The 15,753-nt window shown below is 35.1% G+C and carries 18 protein-coding genes and 1 riboswitch; of the genes, 17 read left to right on the forward strand and 1 reads right to left on the reverse strand.

Features of this window, described 5'->3' with window-relative positions; all coding sequences use genetic code 11:
• The first annotated feature begins 21 nt into the window (after positions 1–21).
• From JNG87_RS01865 to JNG87_RS01940, 16 genes are all read left to right on the forward strand, one after another.
• A complete protein-coding gene (locus JNG87_RS01865; protein ID WP_202841383.1) occupies positions 22–531 on the forward strand; it encodes a YegJ family protein in 510 nt (169 codons plus the stop codon).
• Positions 532–636: 105 nt separating this feature from the next.
• Positions 637–1,182, forward strand: coding sequence for a hypothetical protein (locus JNG87_RS01870; protein WP_202841384.1), 546 nt, complete (start codon positions 637–639; stop codon positions 1,180–1,182).
• A 7-nt stretch (positions 1,183–1,189) separates the two neighbouring features.
• Complete coding sequence (locus JNG87_RS01875) at positions 1,190–1,849, forward strand: DUF2461 domain-containing protein (RefSeq protein ID WP_202841386.1); 660 nt, start codon at positions 1,190–1,192, stop codon at positions 1,847–1,849.
• 30 nt (positions 1,850–1,879) lie between these two features.
• Entirely contained in the window at positions 1,880–2,455 is a 576-nt protein-coding gene (locus JNG87_RS01880) for a hypothetical protein (protein WP_202841388.1), read from the forward strand.
• 9 nt (positions 2,456–2,464) lie between these two features.
• The gene (locus tag JNG87_RS01885) at positions 2,465–3,433 is read left to right on the forward strand and encodes a hypothetical protein (protein WP_202841390.1); all 969 of its coding nucleotides are present in this window, start codon (positions 2,465–2,467) and stop codon (positions 3,431–3,433) included.
• Positions 3,434–3,538: 105 nt separating this feature from the next.
• A complete protein-coding gene (locus JNG87_RS01890; RefSeq protein WP_202841392.1) occupies positions 3,539–4,057 on the forward strand; it encodes a hypothetical protein in 519 nt (172 codons plus the stop codon).
• 13 nt (positions 4,058–4,070) lie between these two features.
• On the forward strand, positions 4,071–4,574 hold the full coding sequence (locus JNG87_RS01895; RefSeq protein ID WP_202841394.1) for a hypothetical protein: 504 nt from the start codon (positions 4,071–4,073) through the stop codon (positions 4,572–4,574).
• 1 nt (position 4,575) lies between these two features.
• Entirely contained in the window at positions 4,576–5,010 is a 435-nt protein-coding gene (locus tag JNG87_RS01900) for a hypothetical protein (RefSeq protein WP_202841396.1), read from the forward strand.
• 85 nt (positions 5,011–5,095) lie between these two features.
• Complete coding sequence (locus JNG87_RS01905; RefSeq protein ID WP_202841398.1) at positions 5,096–6,706, forward strand: serine hydrolase; 1,611 nt, start codon at positions 5,096–5,098, stop codon at positions 6,704–6,706.
• A 131-nt stretch (positions 6,707–6,837) separates the two neighbouring features.
• Positions 6,838–7,221 carry a 5-carboxymethyl-2-hydroxymuconate Delta-isomerase gene (locus tag JNG87_RS01910; protein WP_062675862.1) on the forward strand — a complete coding sequence of 128 codons (384 nt, stop codon included), beginning with the start codon at positions 6,838–6,840 and terminating at the stop codon, positions 7,219–7,221.
• Positions 7,222–7,257: 36 nt separating this feature from the next.
• Positions 7,258–7,761, forward strand: coding sequence for a DinB family protein (locus tag JNG87_RS01915; RefSeq protein WP_110008175.1), 504 nt, complete (start codon positions 7,258–7,260; stop codon positions 7,759–7,761).
• A gap of 634 nt (positions 7,762–8,395) precedes the next feature.
• The gene (locus JNG87_RS01920) at positions 8,396–9,229 is read left to right on the forward strand and encodes a hypothetical protein (RefSeq protein WP_202841400.1); all 834 of its coding nucleotides are present in this window, start codon (positions 8,396–8,398) and stop codon (positions 9,227–9,229) included.
• 110 nt (positions 9,230–9,339) lie between these two features.
• Positions 9,340–10,116 carry an alpha/beta fold hydrolase gene (locus JNG87_RS01925; protein WP_202841401.1) on the forward strand — a complete coding sequence of 259 codons (777 nt, stop codon included), beginning with the start codon at positions 9,340–9,342 and terminating at the stop codon, positions 10,114–10,116.
• Positions 10,117–10,125: 9 nt separating this feature from the next.
• Complete coding sequence (locus tag JNG87_RS01930; RefSeq protein WP_202841402.1) at positions 10,126–10,479, forward strand: DUF2200 domain-containing protein; 354 nt, start codon at positions 10,126–10,128, stop codon at positions 10,477–10,479.
• A 146-nt stretch (positions 10,480–10,625) separates the two neighbouring features.
• Positions 10,626–10,751: riboswitch (FMN riboswitch) on the forward strand.
• A 92-nt stretch (positions 10,752–10,843) separates the two neighbouring features.
• Positions 10,844–11,491, forward strand: coding sequence for a 3,4-dihydroxy-2-butanone-4-phosphate synthase (ribB, locus tag JNG87_RS01935; protein WP_202841403.1), 648 nt, complete (start codon positions 10,844–10,846; stop codon positions 11,489–11,491).
• Positions 11,492–11,625: 134 nt separating this feature from the next.
• A complete protein-coding gene (locus JNG87_RS01940) occupies positions 11,626–12,624 on the forward strand; it encodes a T9SS type A sorting domain-containing protein (RefSeq protein ID WP_110008180.1) in 999 nt (332 codons plus the stop codon).
• Between the two features lie 62 nt (positions 12,625–12,686).
• On the opposite strand, the gene JNG87_RS01945 is transcribed toward JNG87_RS01940, so the two are convergent.
• On the reverse strand, positions 12,687–14,771 hold the full coding sequence (locus JNG87_RS01945) for a TonB-dependent receptor domain-containing protein (RefSeq protein ID WP_202841404.1): 2,085 nt from the start codon (positions 14,769–14,771) through the stop codon (positions 12,687–12,689).
• A 163-nt stretch (positions 14,772–14,934) separates the two neighbouring features.
• Between JNG87_RS01945 and JNG87_RS01950 the strand changes: the two genes are divergently transcribed.
• Positions 14,935–15,687: a DUF3575 domain-containing protein gene (locus JNG87_RS01950; RefSeq protein WP_110008182.1), complete on the forward strand. Its 753-nt coding sequence runs from the start codon at positions 14,935–14,937 to the stop codon at positions 15,685–15,687.
• The last annotated feature ends 66 nt before the right edge of the window (positions 15,688–15,753 follow it).

Genomic DNA, 15,753 nt, shown 5'->3' on the forward strand with positions numbered 1-15,753 from the left:
TTAATATCATCAGATTAAATTATGCGCTGCAAATATCCAATCTATCTACTTCTAAGCCTTATCGTATTAAGCTGCCAAAGAAAAGATCAAGTTGTAAAAAGAGATAATGAGCCCGATATTCATATTCTGCAGGGAGAAGACACCGAAATGAATACTGCGATAGAAAATGCCAAAAAATCATTATATAAGTTCAAAGAAGCAATAGAAAGCCGCAATCCGGATTACTACAATTTTGCACTGAAAGAAAGATTTAACACCGCAGGTTCCGGAGGCGAGCATATCTGGATAAGTGAAGTTCAATATTCTGATGATAAATTCTATGGAATTGTAGATGGAGATCCCATATCAACAACAGAAGTAAAACTGGGAGATACTATTGAGATTAATCCACACAATATTACAGATTGGATGTATATCGACAAAAATATTGTGAAAGGAGGTTATACTACCAGAGTTTTAAGAAAAAGAATGTCACAAAAAGAACGTGAACAAATGGACAAAGAAAATGGGTTTACATTTGAAAATGAGTAAGCCTCATCATTTTCCCTTCCTTCATTTTTTATCCCTCCAACTTTCCCTTATATTTGTTTCAATAACGGTCTGATCAATGATGACGGCACAAACCAAACAAAAAATATGACAACAAAAGAAGACTTCTGGGACAGGAAAAAGAAATTAAATGATGATTTTTTCGTAATGAGTTCCCTGGCAAATCCGGCCACCGAAGAACAGATTACAAAGTATGAAGAAAGTACAGGTTTTACATTCAGTGAAGATATTAAGGATTTCCTGACAACATTTGGCTCCTTGCTTCTTGAAGTTAGAGAAGAAGTATGGAAACGGCCCGAAGAATTTGATGTTCTTCCAGCCTGGAAATTCGGGTACGGCTTTTTCGTGTACGGGCTTTCGCAGGACGAAGAAATGCCTTCATGGATGGGTTTTGAAGAGAAGCATGCCGAAGCTCTTGAATATAAAGAAAAGCCTCTGGGCCAATTATTTTTCAAACGCAGTGGAAATCTGTACAGAGCTTATACCGACAACGGCATCATCAAAGTGGAGTACGACAAATATGACGAGGAAGATTACGATATATTTGAAGGAAATATTTATGATTTCCTGATAGAGGAAATTAACAAATTAGAAGAAGATTATCAAGAATATATCAACGAAGGAAAATCCTGATCTGAATATGAAAAAAGCATTTGAGTTTCTCACCCATTTAAAAGAAAATAACAACCGGGAATGGTTCGCAAAGCACAAATCTGAATATGATGCCATTGTAAAGGAAAATAAAGTTTTATTTACTCAGATCTACAATGAACTTCAGGAGCATGATCAGCTTAAAGGAATGCATATTTTCAGGATTTATAATGACGTCCGTTTTTCCAAAAACAAAACACCCTATAAAACCAATTTTGGAGTGGGATATTCCCGTTCGAAGCCCATGCTGAGAGGTGGATATTATATTCAGCTGGAACCGGGCAACAGTTTTGTAGGTGGTGGATTCTGGGGGCCTGAAGCCAAAGATTTACTTCGCATCCGTAAAGAATTTGAAATCAGCAGCAAAGAAATTGAAAAAATTATCGCTGATAAAACTTTTATACAATATTTCGGAGAACTTAAAGGAGACGCTGTAAAAACAGCACCGCGGGGTTTTGATAAAAATCATCCGGCTATAGATTTAATCCGAAAAAAACAATTCCTGGTGATGCGGGAATTTACAGATAAGGAGGTTCTGTCAGACAGCTTTCAGAAGGAAGCCATCCAGACCTTGCTGGCAATGCGTCCTTTTTTTGATTATATGAGTGAAGTGCTGACAACGGATCTCAATGGAGAGCTTTTGTATTAAAATTCATACTTTTTCAAAGCTAAACACGATATGAAACCGTTCCTTCTATTATCTTTTTATTTATTGATATCAGCATGTCATTCGTCAAATAAGAATGATGGCATCATCTCGAAACCTACATTTGAAATCATTAAGGAGACAGATTCAACGTCTTCTTTACGCTGGACTAATGGTAAGAGTATATTCAATTCTTCAGAGCCGATCAGTAACAATTATCTGGATCATAAAACATCCTTACAATGGAGTAATGATCAATTCATGTGTATCAGACATTCCAATGGAAGCGATACATGGACAGACTTAATTTTACCTTTCGACAGTAATGAAGTTAAATTGTATGAAAATGCTCTGGCTTATGACAAAGTGAACGGTATTGTTATCTATGAAACAGACTCTCTTCCTTACCGGTTAGTAGCCGAAAATATGATTAAAAAGGAAAAGCAGTTCCTGGGAGAAAACTGGAAAGACTGCTCCAGCATTTTCCCTCATTATTGCATCGACAGTATTCATATTGAAAACAAAGAATTGTATGTTCATTGGACTTTACCCAACAAAATAGATAAGCCCAACAAAACAGAAGTAGAAAAAATTAAAGTAAAACTTTAAAAACAACCCATGAAAATAAAAATTCTTCTTCTTCTTTTATTCATCGTCAATGCTGTCAAAGCACAAATCACCGAGAAAATAACCATTCCCAATGGCGTAGTTTATCATTATGCAGATGATAAAATCAACGAAAAAGCAAAAAAACTGCTAACGGAGAGTCTTACCAATGCACCCAATGATGATCTGTTGGGAAAAAATTTAATTATCGGACCAACACTCTGGAAAAGATTTAAAAATATTGAAAGCTTAAAAAGTATTCCTGATAGTTTGATTTTCCATATAGATGATGTGGAAATTGAAGGAAAAATGGCCAAAAAGCTGGATGACTCCAAAAAAATATGGAATGAATTTAAAAAAGAAGTTTCCGGGAATTATCAGATAAGAAAAGCCAATGAAGATGAATTAAAATATTACTGGTCTACCATCTCATTTGATATTCAGGAACCCTTGTTCATCATTCAGACCGAGAACCACTATTATATTGTCAACTTTCTGAAGGAAAAGCTAAAATTATTCTGGCTGGATGAGTTCCCATATAAAAATTCTTACAGCAATCCTATTGACAACGGAACCTATAGAACGGATGGAACCATTAAAACGTATAAAAATGGCAATGAGGTATATATTACCGATAAAGGCAACAAAGAAACTAAACTTGAAAAGGTCATATTCTTGTCCGGTGATTCAGAATTAGAGGCCAATTCTTCTTTTGAAGATATTAAATCTGTTATTGAAAAAACCAACAGAATTTTTGAGAATTTGTTTAAAAACTCAAAAGGTGAAGGAAAAATAATGGTTCAATTTGAATTGGGAAAAAAGAAAAACGACATTCAGTTTGCAGTTAAAGATAATCCGGATCTGGAAATCATGAAAGAATTTGAAAAACAGGTGAATAAAGAAACATATCCTAATTCTAAAAAAAATACCGTTAAGTTTCAACTGCTTTATAAGGTTAATTCTTACAACGATATTGAATAAGACGAGCATCGGCTCTTACATTTCCTCTTACTTTTCGCCGTATAAAAGTCTTTTCTATTGACAATGGAAACTCTTCACTGGTAAGTACTTTGAAAAAATAAAAATATGAAAAAGATTATTGCCATTGCCATTCTGATCTTAATTCTGACCCTTTATAATTATCCTATTTTTGATAATAAAAAAATTACATTTGCTGTTATTTTTCTGTGCTTTGTTGTTCTTATATTTTCAGTAGCAAAACTGTATTATCCCGATGAGAAAGATTATGATTCATTTGAAAGGGAAATGGATAGACAGCATCAATATGACGGAATTTTTCAATACACAGAAAAAGGGTTTTATATTAAGCAAAAGAATAACTCTGAATTTATAAAATGGGATGAAATTATTTCAATATATTTTTTCAGTGTCCCAACTCCATTCAGTGATAGAAAACAATCCGGGCTTGAAATCATTACCGATAATAAAAGCTATGAATTTGATTATAATGTAACACCTGGAATCATAAAATTAGAAGATCAGCTTTCTTTACATCTTCCAACATGGGATATGGATTCTCAAATGGTCATAATTAATAATTTGGGGCTTGAGAAAACAAAGTTATATGGAAAAAACTTGTTCTAAAGTATAGATGATTATGCCAGTCACCATTGAAATAAAAAACAGAACCAATTGGCTATTGACCATTATATTAGGGTTAGGGTTACTCCTGCTCGCTTTTATTATTCTGATTATTATTCCTCTTTCAAGCCTTCAGGAGGAAAGTTCCTTTTTTATTTTACATTATATTTCATTTACCGCTCCATTTACAGTTTTTTTTATTCTATTCCTGTATATCTGGCTATGGAATACCTTTGGAAAAACGGTTCTGACCATTGATCCCGAAACCATAAAAATTGAGTATAAAAATAAATTGTTTGCCAGCCCTAAAACTTACCTGAAAAAAGATATTAATCAGATTGAAATAAAAGATTTTCAGGTAGAAAGATATAAGTTGGGTGTTCGTTATCACTTTTCTCTGAATGGCTCAACCTACTCTGTTGTTTTTGTACATAATGGCAATGAAATAAGACTTATAGACTGGATTACAGAAACCAAAGCCAGTGAAATAGTGAATGAAATAAAAAACATGTGGTATTAAAATGAAAAAAAACGATCAATCAAAACACCGTATCTGTATTTCAAAGATAAAAAGAACTACTATTAAACCTTACGATGCTTTTCAATGGACAAAATTTTATGAAGACAATTATTCTTTTTATGATGCATATCCTGGCATCTCAATCCAATTAAATGCAGAAGAACTTCTGATCTGTTCTACTATTATTGACTTAGATAATTACAGTATTCTGACGACTCAGAAATTGATCACATCAGAAAAAGGAGTTTTGGAATCCGGACTCATTATACATGCAGAAAATGGATTATACGGAAATTTTAAAGGACATGGAAATGAGAAGTTTACTTTCGGAAAAATCATTCTGGAAAATGGAAAAACCGTAAAGTATTTTATCGAAACAGGAAAAGCATCTATGATCATGGTCTATGGAGTTAAGACTTTAATTCAAATTAAATAATCCTCTACTCTTCTTCAATAAAAACATTTTTAAAACCCCATGTAATATTATCACACTCAAAAGTGTCTTATTTAAAAAAAATTACATGAAATCTATTCTCACCTGTATCGTTTTAATGTTTGCGATGCATCCTCTTTTTTCACAGAAATCCCAAAAACTGGAACAGTTATTTTCAACGTATGAAAAAGCAGGATTGTTCAGTGGTTCTGTTTTGATTGCCGAAAAAGGAAAAATTATTTTTGAAAATAGCTACGGCTACAGAAATGCTCCTAAAAAAGAAAAAAATACCAATAACAGTCTTTATAGAGTTTTCTCCACCACAAAAATGTTCACAGCAACCGTTATTTTTCAGTTGGAAGAACAAGGGAAATTGTCTCTGAATGACAAACTCTCCAAATATTATCCTGAATTTCCGAAGGGTGACAGCATTACTTTAGCTCATCTGCTTTCCCATACATCAGGAATTCAAAATCATACCAACTCTGAGGATACTGTAGATGAAGAAACATTTTTAAAATATATTTCTGCAAAACCCTTGAATTTCCCCCCGGGCAAAGATTGGGATTACTCCAATTCCGGATATTATATTCTGGGTTACATTATTAAAAAAATAACAGGTTCAGGTTATGATAAAGTGATAGAGAATAATATCCTGAAGCCCCTTAAAATGAACCATAGCGGATTCAACTTCAACAATGTTACGGATGAGAATAAAGCATTAGGTTATGAATTTCTATCCGATAATAAGTCTAATGAAGCATTACGTTTCAAAACTGACCATCCTTTTGGAGCAGGAGCCATGTATTCTACGGTGGAAGATCTTTTCAAGTTTGACGAAGCATTAAAAAATTACACCCTTCTGAAAAAAGAAACCACAGATAAAGCTTTTACTCCCTATCTCAAGGATCATTATGGATTAGGCTTCCAGATTTCGACTGTTTTTGACAAAAAACGGGTGGGTCATGATGGCGGCGGACCAGGTTACAGAAGTAGATATTACAGAATTCCGGAGGATGATATTTGTGTGATTGTCATATCAAATTCAGAACTTTCACACACGGATTTTATCTTTCCTCAATTAGAAAAAATACTGTACAATAAACCATATAGCATTCCGGCCATTGCAAAAGTGAGTCCCGGGGATTTAAAAAAGCTGGAAGGTGTTTATTCCACAGAAGATTCAAATTTTTACATCACCAGTAACGATGGACAACTTGTTTTCAAAGAAGGCAGCTATCCAAGAAACGCTTTATTACCGAAAAGCAAAACATCATTTCAGCTGGATGAAAAATTCACCTGTACATTCCAACGGGATCAAGACGGAAAAATAAATACTCTGGTCATTCATTTCTGGGATGGAACTGTAAAAACAGCAAAAAGAAAGGCCAATACTCTTACGTGGGGAATTATCGGAAACGCAACGCCGAACGGTTGGGAAGGAAAAGATATACCACTACAAACAGATCCTAAAAATCCGAATATCTCTTTTCTGAAAAACTATACATTAAAAAAAGGTAATTTAAAATTCAGGTTTAATAATGACTGGGGATACAACCTCGGTCTGAATAATGACAATAAAAGTATTGCCTTCGATGCTTATGATTTCCCAATCCATGAAGATGGAATTTATGATATTGTTCTTGACATGACCAACGCTGTACAACCACAATACAGCATTAAAAAATCAAATCTATAAAACCAGTATTCACAAAGTAAAAAATACATATTTTAAAGCCGTTTTGTTTTCAAAACGGTTTTTATTTTTAATTTCCATTACTATTTTTTATTATTTTTATCTCACACAAAATCAAACACAAAATAGAATCTATGCCCCATTTTATAATAGATTGTTCACAGGATATTCTTCAGCAGAGAACACCCGATGAATTGATGGATGCAGTTTATGAAGCGGCAGACGGAACAGGACTGTTTGCTCCCAATGACATCAAAGTAAGACTTCAACCCTATCAGTATTACAAATTAGGCACAGGTAAGAAAAATTTTCTACATGTGTTTGGGTATATCATGCAGGGGCGCAATACAGAACAAAAAGCAGATCTTTCGAAGCAGATCTGTAACCAGCTTTCAGAATTGCTGCCTGATATTTCTTTTCTTTCTGTCAATATCAATGATTTCGAAGCAGCGACCTACAGCAACAAAGCACTCATTAATCCTGAAAATTCAGACCAGGACAGGCATTTTGGTTTATAACATTCACCTTTACACACACAACTAAACATTAATAATATGAGCTTAAAAACATTAGTCAGCAAAAGTGCGCAGTACAACAATTGGGTAGTCAATAAATATATCGACTGGTTATCCACAAAGTCTGATGAGCAGCTTAACCAGGAAACTATTTCCAGTTTTCCGACTATTTTAAAAACACTACACCACATCTGGCAAACTCAGGAATATTGGTGGAGCCACATTTCAGAAAAAGATGATTTTGATTTTGTAAAAACAGCAGAAACTACCAGCAAAGAAGATGTTTTCAATGCCATAAAAAACAATTCGCAGAAACTTGTAGATTATGTGGAAAGTTTATCTGAAGAAGATCTTTCAAAAAATGTAAAAATAGAATCTCAGTGGTTTCAGTGTGATTTTTCCAAATACGAATACATCCAGCATGCTATTCTTCACAGCACGTATCACAGAGGACAAATCGTAACGATGGGAAGAAACATCGGAATCACTGATGCTCCTATGACCGATTTTAATTTCTGGAATATTTATAAAGATCAGCAATAAAAGCCCAATTTTGTGGATAAGTGTAAAATAGAATTTTCGGACACCGATCGAATCCAATTAAAATATTGATTTTAAATATTTTAAATCAAAACAGGCAGTTATCCACATTTTCAACTATTTGTGGATAACTTTCTATGATCTCTTTTTACCATTGTGGATAAACTATGGATAAGTTTTTAAGTCATTTAAAAAATCCCTTATAAATATCTATAAATCATTATTTTATAATGAATACCGTTTTTTATGGATTTTCCACAATGAAAAATCATGTGGATAAGTTCTGTGGATAAAATTATCCCTACTTTTTTCAGCTTTACTCTTTTACTTATTCAAAGCAATAGTTTAAATTTTATCTATTTATTCATAAATCTTTATGAATATTTTTTATAAATTGCATCAAAAACAAATCACCAAGTAAAGAAATACATATCACAAAATATTTATATTCAATTAATTAAAAATCTATTTACAAAAAATACTATCAGAATAACAATGATTGACAATTGTTTTTTCTGATTCATGATTAAAGCGGTTTAAGAATATAAACCATAATCAGCACAGATGATGTTTTACACAATGATGAAAAGTTATCCACAACCGAAAAAGTTTAATAACCCAATAATCCCTCATCCAGATGACAACAACCGACATCAAAAAAAACATCATTCCTTACCTTGGAGAAACAGCTCCTTATATTTCTATTCCTGAAAACACTGTTTTCAACGGAAACAGAATGGAAGCTGAAATTTCCAATTACAACTTCACCAAAGAAAATTTTTCGAAACTCATCAAGGTATTATCTTCCCTGGGAAGCTGTAATTTATACAGACTTTTAAACACCAAATCCACAGAGCAGATTTATTTTATGGGTGAAAAGGTGAGAATAAGACAGCTTTCTTATAAAAAATCAGATTCAGCTTCTATTACCTGTGAAAGTTTTTTAGAATCCAAAAGAAAAGGGAAATCGTCACTTCTTATGAGAGACAACCATTCAGGAGAAGCGCTCTATTCTTTCGAGCTTGATTATCACATTATTGCTAAAGATACCTTTAAGTTGTTTTACAAAGATTATTTCAATGATGCTGCGGTAGAATATCATGACGAAAATCTTCCTGAAGGCGACATAACTATAGAAGATGCGCATCGGTTTACAGTTTTGCTTAACCCTTTTACTCCCAATCAATGCAAAGGTCATTTTGAAAATTATCCTATTGTTCCTTCCGTTTTCATTATGAATTGTACATTAAGAGAAATTTTCAACTTCATGGGCAGTACAAATACTTATGAGGTAGACAACCTGGAGGGTTTTGCTAGCAAAGCAATGCCTACAGGAATAAAATACCGGATTGAGATATCCCATCAGAAGTTTTTAAAAGACCTCATTTTTTTCAAATGTGAAATAAAAGATCTCCTGGGAACATCTTATGCAATCATTATCGTCAACCTGAGATCAAAAGATAAAAAATAAATTCCGGAGATATCATTTAATGCCGGCTTTTTTACATTCTGATCTTCAGATTTCCGGCAGTCTTTGGTAAATTTGGTCTAAATATAATACACCTAATTACTCCTATTGAAATGGAAAAATATGCAATATCATCAGACGGTCAGAAAATTCATTATAAAGAATCCGGAAGTGGAAATCCTGCGCTGATCTTCGTCCATGGATGGCTTGGCAATACCGAATGGTGGGAAAGCCAGAAAGAATATTTCAAAGACCAATATCATATTGTTTTGATGGATCTTGCCGGACATGGAAAATCAGATGCTTCAAGACAGGAATGGACAAGCGATAGATATGCTGATGATATTAAATCAATTGCTGATGCTGTTAACACGCAGGAAATAATTCTTGTAGGACATTCGATGTCCGGAGCTTATGTCCTGGAAGCTTCTTTAAAAATTCCTGAGGTAAAAGCCATCATTCTCATAGACACTTTAAAGAATCTGGACGAATCTTTTACCAGGGAACAAACTGAACAAGTGCTTTCTCAGTACAGAAAGGATTTCAAACACACTGTAGAAAACTTTCTGCCACAATTTTTGTTTGTAGAAGGAACACCGCCTGCTGTAAGAGAAAGAGTACAGTATGAATTTCTTCAACATACACCTGAACTGGCAATCAATGCTCTCCGGCCTCTATATGCAACAGATTTCAAAACGTTTGCGAAACAGATTCAAGTTCCCGTTATAGCCATTAATTCCGATGCTTCTCCTACACATCCGGAAAACAACAGAAAATATTTAAAAAATTATGATTATTTAACGATTGAAGGCGTTGGGCATTATCCTATGCTGGAGAAACCTGAAGAATTTAATACCCTTTTGGATGGAGTCATCAAAAAATTAATCTAATATATTCCCATGCAGAATACCAGAATTTTCACAACTGCTTTTGCCAGTGTTTATCCACATTACCTTCAAAAAGCTGAGAAAAAGGGACGCAGCAGAGAAGAAGTGCATGAAATCATATTCTGGCTGACGGGATATGATGAAAGTGATCTGCAGAACATCCTTAACAACAAAACCGACTTTAAAACTTTCTTTGAACAGGCACCTCAACTCAATCCAAATGTTTCATTGATCAAAGGAGTCATCTGCGGATATCGTGTAGAAGAAATTGAAGATGAACTGATGAGAAACATCCGGTATCTGGATAAACTGATTGATGAACTGGCCAAAGGAAAGAAGATGGAAAAAATTCTAAGAACAGCCTGAAAATTTAATTTCAAAAAAAAGTCATTGCTTAAATATGATTAAAAAGCTTCTCCAATTCAAAAAACTTCACGAAATTAGCGGTCTGTGCGTTAAATACTATTAATGAAATAAAAATTTAATTACAACATACAGCAAAACTTAGTATAAGTTTTCTTCGGGGCAGGGTGAAATTCCCTACCGGCGGTTACAGTCCGCGACTCCTTTCTTCGGAAGGGACTGATCTGGTGAAATTCCGGAACCGACAGTTAAAGTCTGGATGGGAGAAGAAAATGAGATGACCAATAAGATTCCTTATGGATTCTTGTTGCGTTGTATTTCATTTCCATGTACCGAAGTGTATTTTAACTTTTAAAAGTAAAATAACATGGAAAAATTATTAGAACAATTCGGAGCAAACTCCAAAGAACGTGTAGAAAAAGCACTTCAGACATTACAGCAGGGAAAAGGTATTCTACTGGTAGATGATGAAAACCGCGAAAATGAGGGCGATATCATCTTTCCCGCCTCCACTATTACAGAACAGGATATGGCACTTCTGATCCGCGAATGCAGCGGTATTGTCTGCCTTTGTATTTCCGAGGAAAAAAGCCGCCACCTTAATCTTCGTCCGATGGTGGAAAACAACAATTCAAAAAACCAGACCGCATTCACGATTTCCATTGAGGCAAGAGAAGGTGTGGAATCGGGAGTTTCTGCCAAAGACCGCGTGACAACAATCAGAACCGCTGTAGCAGCAAATGCCCAGGCAGAGCATATTGCAAGTCCGGGCCATGTTTTTCCTCTGATTGCAAGAAAAGATGGTGTATTTGAAAGACGCGGCCATACCGAAGGCAGTGTAGATCTTGTAAAAATGGCCAATCTTGGTGAAGATGCCGTACTTTGTGAACTGACGAATGAAGACGGCTCCATGGCAAGACTTCCTGAAATTGTGGACTTTGCCATCAAAAAAGAAATGAGTGTCGTAACCATTGAAGATATTTATGCTTACCGTAAAATGGTAATAAGCAATTAAACCCAAGCATTTTTAACGCACAGACCGCCTGTTGATCCGATCAGCAGGCATTTTTATTAAAAATATAATTAAAAAGAAAAAAAATTAATATTTGAATACTATTTTTTAATTATTTTTAACAAAAAATTTTGACTATGAAAAAATCTTTACTCCTTTTACTAGGAGCATCTGCCATGATGTCTGCGCAGATCACGCTTACAAAAGCAGCCAATGACCCTATTTCCGGAAATATTGTTAATTACAACAACACAGCCGGCACCGTAAACAACTCTGCAACAGGTCCTAACGCAACATTTTCCAATGGAGGGCTTACGATGGGAGCAGCATCACAAACAACGTATTCAACTCCTAGTTCTACTGAAATAGCAACTTTCCCGGGTTCTACTCTTAAAATGGTAGACGGAGCAACAACCGTTTATTACAAAGCTTCAACTTCTAAACTGGAAATTACAGGAATTGTAAATACACAGGCCACATTAAACTTTAGTGTGGATAACGGTACTCATATTAATTATCCAACAACGTACGGACCGACACAGAACGACACCGCCAAAGGTACTTTTTCCTCATCTTCTGCCAGCGGATTATTCAGTGGTACAATGACTGCCATTGCTGATGCATATGGAACTTTAATTATAGGCAATCAAACATACACTAATGTTCTTAGAGTAAAATTCACACAGAATTTCAATCTGTATTCATCTCTGGATGTTACTTATTCTAACCCTATCGGAGCAATAACCAATACAGCCTATTCTTATTACGATGCTTCTCACAGATATGCCCTGCTTAATTCTACAAGCGGAAATATCAGTATTCCACTGTTGAGCATCAACCAGAATGTAAAAACTACATTTGCATTAAGTGAAACATTCCTGGGCGTAAACAGTGCAGTAAAAAAAGAAAACTTAGTGGTTTATCCTAATCCTGCACAGGATTTTATCGGTTTCAAAGGAAATACGGATAACTATTCCAAAGCAGATATTTACAGCCTGGATGGTAAACTGGTTAAAACTTCAGATGTAAAATCCGGAAACATACAGATTTCAGATCTTCCGCCAGCATCTTATTTCATTCAGATCAGCGGAAAAAATGCTGCAGATACAAAGAACACAAAATTCATTAAGAAATAATAAAACAAAATCCCCACTCCTACAAATGAGCGGGGATTTCTTATTAACATTCAAATTAGCATCTAAAAGGTAGCTGCAGGTGCAGTATCATTATTAAGCTTTCGCTGAATTTCTGTCTTTTTCCCTTTCGAGAAATCATAGCTCAGTCCTAATACAAACATGGATTTGTTGTTCATAATCTGTGTATGAACTTTATAATCTACGAGACTTTCCGGTAGGCTTTTCGTTTTATATTCCGAAGGCATTCCTATCCAGTACATTCCTGTAGAAAATGTCCAGTTCTTATGTTTATAGCTCACAAAAATATTATTCTGGTTTTCATTCGTATTAAGAAATGCTCCATTAAGGCTGTATACCGGAATATTGAACTGGTACTGAACAGAGAAAGATTTATATTCTGAAGAAAGCGAAAAGTAATTTCCTAAATAGTCATTTTTTATCAGAGCACCTTTACTAGTTCTTACTGTTTCAGATGTTGGTGTGATTACAGCTTTTATGACCAAAAGAGTATTTCCGAAAGGTTTATAAGATCCTGTTAACTGAACTCCATATCTCTGAGCATTCTTCCCGTTTTCATAAGTCAGGGCATATCCATTCAACACCTCATCGTGAACGTAGTACTGATTGATTACCCTGTTGGTATACCGGTAAAATAAGCCTGCATTAAAATCAAAATACTTATTATTAAAAGAATAAGTCAGGTTATTAGAAAAAACCTGCTGAGATTGTAAAAAGGGGTTTCCCCTCTGAACAATATTAGGAGCCAGCTGCACCACATTGCTACTCAAAGCATTACTCCATGGACTTACCGGATTATAACTTGCTGTAAAACGTAGGTTCTGATTCCCTTTAAGCTGATAAGCTAAAATAACCTTTGGAGTAAAAGTCCATTCATCAAAAGTATTTTCTGCACTTTTATTGTGAATATTGGTAAGCCCTGCTCCGATACGATAACTGAATTGATCTGCTTTTCCTGCAAATTCAGTATAAAAATACTGTTCCAGATAAGTAACATTATATTGAGAGTATCCGGCAAGATTATTCAGATCATTGGAAATAGAAGACCTTGAAATCCGGTATCCGGACGAAAGTTTTCCAGCCGTGAAATCATGCATATGCGCAAGTTCCCCAACCAAACTTGTTTGCTTTGCTTTCAATACCATATCATTGTCATATACAGACAATCCCGAACCAACAATCCATTCTTTGGCCGTTTCTGTGGTATTGGTGGTGTAATGAGAACCTACTACATTAATACTCAACTCATCTTTTTCACCAATCTTTTTAGAATAATATAGATCCAGCTTAGGAATCACATAATCCGAGCCATTATTTTTAAACATATTGTGTTCTTCTTTCAGATAATCTTCGGTAAAGACGCTCTGTCCTGTTCCTTTCGAAAACCTGCTGAAAATATCCATATTAAGTTTAGCCTGAAAAGCATAGTCATCGGGAACAAGTCTCGTATAGCGCAAAGCTATACTCTGGAAGGTATATCCAAAATGATCTTTGCGGTTTTCATCAGACCGGTAATGCTTCCCGTTCAGCTGATAATCATAGATGCTGTTGACTCTTCTGTCATTATAATCCCTAAGATTAAGGGAATATTCCAGTCCGAAATTATTTTTCCCTTTAGTATAATTGGCGTAGGCAGAACCGTTCACAAATCCGGTATTCAAAGCCGTAGATACATCAGCCCCGAAAACATACCCTGTTTCTGTGGATCTTGTCAGAATATTAACTACCGTATCTGCTCTCGTAGCCCATCTCGCTGGCGGAATGTCATAATATTCTACTTTCACCACTTCACCGGGCGCAACACTTCGGATCTGCATATCTGTAGCTTCAATCCCGTTGATAAGGAATAGTGTGGTTCCGCCTTTCGTACTGGTAATGGTATTTTCTACGGGATTCAGTTGTAACTCCGGGAGTGTGCTAAGTAAATCTTTTGCATAGCGTGCTCTGGCAAGCGCTTCTTTATCAAAAGTATAAACAGCTTTGTCTGCAAACTGTTTTTTACGTTGTGATTTTAAAATAACTTCCTGAATTTCTTTGGTTGTCCCTACATCAGCCGTATCATTTTTCTTCTCCTGTGAAAACATAAAAGCACTGCAAAGAAAGAAGATGGTATATATAGTTTTTTTCATGTCTGAAGATGAATTATACTAGTAGGACAATCAATGGCTGATGACTATTACATTAATAACAGCAAACAATTAAAAAATCAACATATTTTTTTATTTTCCATTTATTATGTTAAATTCAGCCCGTTTTTTGCTGGTATTTTTTTACATCACAAAATATTGAGTCATGAAAAAAGCATTCATAGTAATTCCGTACTTCCTGTTTTCGGTCCTGGGAGCTCAGGAAATTCAGAACAGCCCGGCAGAGAAGATGAATATCATCAAGACCAATGTCACGGCTTATACGTTCAGAAATATCAATCTGTCTTATGAAAGAGCTATCAGCCAATGGTTTTCTGTGAATCTCGGTTTCGGCACAATGCCTGAAGGAAAAGTACCTTTCATTAATGCTTTTCTGAAAGATGAAGATGAAAAAAGATTCCAGAATCTTAGAGTAAAAGCAACCAATTTCACCATTGAACCAAGATTTTATATCGGTAAAGGCTATGGAAAAGGATTTTATTTTGCTCCTTATTACCGGTACTCAAGTGTTACTTCCAATACTTTTGATTTTTATTATGATTATAAGGGTCCGAATGGAGTTACCTATCCAATTCCACTCAAAGGACAGGGGGACACCAATGGAAACAGTGGTGGATTAATGGTTGGGGTACAATTCTTTCTGACCAGAAGCCAGAATCTTGTCCTTGATTTCTGGATCGCTGGAGCCCATTACGGAAGCGGAAAAGGTGATTTTACCATGACCTCGGATTATGTACTGACGCCTGATATGCAGGCTCAGCTTAAAAAGGAAATTGAAAATCTGGACATTCCATTTGTTAAGTATACCGTAGAAACCAATGCCAATGGTGCCAGAATAAAAGTAGACGGGCCGTGGGCAGGCTTCAGAAGCGGGCTTTCCATTGGATATCGGTTTTAAGAAATCATTCTTAATATAGTATTCAACCGTTCTTTTTAGGAACGGTTTATTTTTTTCTGAATTTTG

The organism is Chryseobacterium cucumeris (assembly GCF_016775705.1).
GTDB lineage: Bacteria > Bacteroidota > Bacteroidia > Flavobacteriales > Weeksellaceae > Chryseobacterium > Chryseobacterium cupriresistens.